At 73.9% G+C, this 3,492-nt stretch carries 4 protein-coding genes; all 4 read left to right on the top strand.

All coding sequences use genetic code 11. The annotated features are described in order from the left end of the window. Positions 1 to 52 precede the first annotated feature (52 nt). Positions 53 to 979: a UTP--glucose-1-phosphate uridylyltransferase GalU gene (gene galU, locus FNQ90_RS16595; RefSeq protein WP_143622694.1), complete on the top strand. Its 927-nt coding sequence runs from the start codon at positions 53 to 55 to the stop codon at positions 977 to 979. After that, positions 972 to 2,384: a molybdotransferase-like divisome protein Glp gene (gene glp, locus FNQ90_RS16590; protein ID WP_182607097.1), complete on the top strand. Its 1,413-nt coding sequence runs from the start codon at positions 972 to 974 to the stop codon at positions 2,382 to 2,384. Before galU ends, glp begins: the two co-directional genes overlap by 8 nt. Before the next feature lie 65 nt (positions 2,385 to 2,449). Beyond that, on the top strand, positions 2,450 to 2,941 hold the full coding sequence (moaC, locus tag FNQ90_RS16585) for a cyclic pyranopterin monophosphate synthase MoaC (protein ID WP_143622698.1): 492 nt from the start codon (positions 2,450 to 2,452) through the stop codon (positions 2,939 to 2,941). Continuing rightward, the coding region (locus FNQ90_RS16580) for a MogA/MoaB family molybdenum cofactor biosynthesis protein (RefSeq protein WP_182607096.1) at positions 2,938 to 3,492 on the top strand (555 nt) is incomplete at its 3' end. The genes moaC and FNQ90_RS16580, both read left to right, overlap by 4 nt.

Below are 3,492 nucleotides of genomic sequence, written 5' to 3'. Positions count from 1 at the left end.
CACCCGGGGAAAGGGTCTCGGACGAACCGATCAAATGGTTAAAGTGACCGCCATGACCTCACCACGTCCCCGGACCACCCCTTCCCTCACCAAGGCGGTCATCCCGGCGGCCGGCCTCGGTACCCGCTTCCTGCCGGCGACCAAGGCGACCCCCAAGGAGATGCTTCCGGTCGTCGACCAGCCGGCGATCCAGTACGTGGTGGAGGAGGCCACCCGGGCCGGCCTCACCGATGTGCTCATGGTCACCGGCCGCAACAAGCGCCCGCTGGAGGACCACTTCGACCGCAACTACGAGTTGGAGGAGGTGCTGCGCGCCAAGGGCGACGAGAGCCGCCTCTCGCGCGTTCAGCAGTCCACCGGTCTGGCCACCATGCACTATGTCCGCCAGGGCGACCCCAAGGGCCTGGGACACGCCATCCTGTGCGCCGCCCCGCACGTCGGGGACCAGCCCTTCGCCGTCCTGCTGGGCGACGACCTCATCGACGCCCGCGACCCGCTGCTGACCACGATGATGGACGTGCGCGAACGGCACGGGGGCAGTGTCGTCGCCCTGCTGGAGGTCGACCCCACCCAGATCCACCTCTACGGGTGCGCCGCCGTGGAGGAGACCGACGGGGACGGCGTCAAGCGCATCACCGACCTGGTGGAGAAGCCGGTCGCGTCCGAGGCCCCCAGCAACTACGCCGTCATCGGTCGCTACGTCCTGGACCCGGCCGTCTTCGACGTGCTGCGCGAGACCTCGCCCGGCCGCGGCGGCGAGATCCAGATCACCGACGCCCTGCAGACCATGGCCGCCGACCCGTCCATCGGCGGACCGGTGCACGGTGTGGTCTTCCGGGGCCGCCGCTACGACACCGGTGACCGGGCGGACTATCTGCGGGCCATCGTCCGCCTCGCCTGCGAGCGCGATGACCTGGGGCCGGACTTCCGTGACTGGCTGACCAAGTACGTCAACGGGGAGATGCGCGAACTTGGCTGACATCCGGTCGGTCGACGAGCACCTGGCCGAGATCGTGGCCACGGTCCGTCCCCTGGACCCGATCGAGCTGCCGCTGTCCGACGCCTACGGTTGCGTCCTCACCGAGGACGTCACCGTGCCCGTGGCGCTGCCGTCCTTCGACAACAGCTCCATGGACGGCTACGCCGTGCGGGTGGCGGATCTCGAGGGGGCCGACGAGCGGTACCCGGCGGTGCTGGAGGTGATCGGGGACGCCCCGGCGGGCGGCGACACCCCGGCCCCCACCGTCGGCCCGGGCAGGGCGGTGCGGATCATGACCGGCGCGCCGCTGCCGCCGGGTGCCGAGGCAGTGGTGCCCGTGGAGTGGACCGACGGCGGAACCGGGGGCGGCCCGGCCGAGTCCATGGCCGGCCACGGGCCGGTCATCGGTGGTGAGGTGCGCGTGCACCGTCCGGTCTCCCCGGGGCAGCACGTGCGGCGGCGCGGCGGCGACGTGGCCGCCGGTGCCCTCGCCCTGGCCGCCGGCACCCTGCTCACCCCGCCCCGGATCGGCCTGCTCGCCGCCGTCGGGCGGGCCTCGGTGCCCGTGCGTCCCCGCCCCCGGGTGGCGGTGATCTCCACCGGCAGCGAACTGGTGCCGCCCGGGCGACCACTGGCGCCCGGCCGGATCCACGACAGCAATGGGTTCGCCCTCGCCGCCGCCGTCCGCGAGGCCGGTGGCGAGCCCTACCGGGTCGCGGCCGTCGTCGACGACCCGGTGGAACTGCGCGCGGTCCTCACCGACCAGATGGGCCGCGCCGATCTGATCATCACCACCGGTGGGGTCAGTGTCGGGGCCTACGACGTGGTGAAGGCGGCGTTGAGCGGGCCGGAGGCGCCGCCCGGCTCGGTGGAGTTCCACCGGCTGGCCATGCAGCCGGGGAAGCCCCAGGGCTTCGGGGTGCTGGTGGGCGCGGCGGGGGAGCGGGTGCCGCTGCTGGCGTTGCCGGGGAACCCGGTGAGCGCCTACGTCTCCTTCGAACTGTTCGTTCGTCCGGCGATGCGGGTGCTGGCCGGTCGGCTCGACCGCCACCGGCCCCGGGCCCGTGCCGTGCTCGCCGCCGAAGCCCCGCTGACGTCACCGAAGGGCAAGCGGCAGTTCCTGCGCGGGGCATTGGCCGGCACGGGGCGCGGGGCCCCTGTCCCGGACGGTCCCGCCGGCGGCTCGGGCCGTGCCGATGGTTCCGGCGGGGCCACGGGCGACCTCCCGGGCGGACCCGTGAGCGCGGCCAGGGACGGGCTCACCGTGAGTCCGGTCGGGGGAGCGGGGTCCCATCTGGTGGCCGCGCTGGCCCGGGCCGACTGCCTGATCGTGGTTCCGGAGGAGGTCACCGAGGTCGCGCCGGGCACCGGGGTGGAGGTCGTCCTGTTGGACCGCGACCACTGAACGGCTCCGTCCGCCCGGGGCGCCGTCGCCGGCGGGCTCCCGGCCAGGCGGTACCGTTGCGCCTCATGAGCAGTGCGCATTCTCCCGGCGGCCTCACCCACCTGGACGAGACGGGCGCCGCCCGGATGGTCGATGTCTCCGCCAAGGAGGTGACCGTCCGCACGGCGCGGGCCACGGGGCGGGTTCTGGTCTCCCCCCGCGTGGTGGAACTGTTGCGGGGCGTCGGTCTGCCCAAGGGCGACGTGCTCGCCGTCGCCCGGGTCGCGGGCATCATGGGCGCCAAACGAACCCCCGACCTCATCCCGCTGTGCCACCCGCTGGACATCTCCGGGGTGAGCGTGGAGTTGACCGTGGCCGACGACGCGGTGGAGATCACCGCCACGGTCCGCACCACCGGCCGCACGGGGGTGGAGATGGAGGCCCTGACCGCCGTCACCACCGCCGCGCTGACCGTGGTGGACATGGTCAAGGCCGTGGACAAGGCCGCCGTGATCGGCGATGTGCGGGTCGAGGAGAAGACCGGAGGGGCCTCCGGGGACTGGGGGCGACCCCGATGAGCGGGCACGGAACACCCCGACCGAACGCCCCGAACGCCCCGGGCATCGGCGCCCGTGCCGGGGCCGCACCCCCCGCCGCGCCTCCACGCGCCCTCGCCGTCACCGCCTCCAACCGCGCCGCCGCCGGCATCTACGCCGACACCGGCGGGCCGATCATCGTGGCGGCCCTGGAGCGAATGGGATTCGCCGTCGAGGGCCCCCAGGTGGTGCCGGACGGTGAACCGGTGGAGGCGGCGCTGCGCGCGGCCGTCGAGGCCGGGTACGCGGTCGTCCTCACCACCGGTGGCACCGGGCTGACCCCCACCGACCGCACTCCCGAGGCGACACGGGCGGTCATCGACCGCGAGGTGCCGGGCATCGCCGAGGCGATTCGTGCCGCCGGCCTCCCGAAGGTCCCGACCGCGTCCCTCTCGCGTGGTCTCGCCGGAATCGCCGGGAGTACCCTGATCGTGAACCTGCCCGGTTCCACGGGAGGGGTGCGGGACGGGCTGGCCGTTCTCGAACCCCTCCTGCGGCACGCCGTCGATCAGATCGGGGGCGGGGATCATCCC

The sequence above is a fragment of the Streptomyces alkaliphilus genome (assembly GCF_014141535.1).
In the GTDB taxonomy this organism is placed as follows: Bacteria; Actinomycetota; Actinomycetes; order Streptomycetales; family Streptomycetaceae; genus Streptomyces; species Streptomyces alkaliphilus.
The sequence above is the reverse complement of the archived record's forward strand: the minus strand, read 5'-3'. Positions and strand labels throughout refer to the sequence as shown.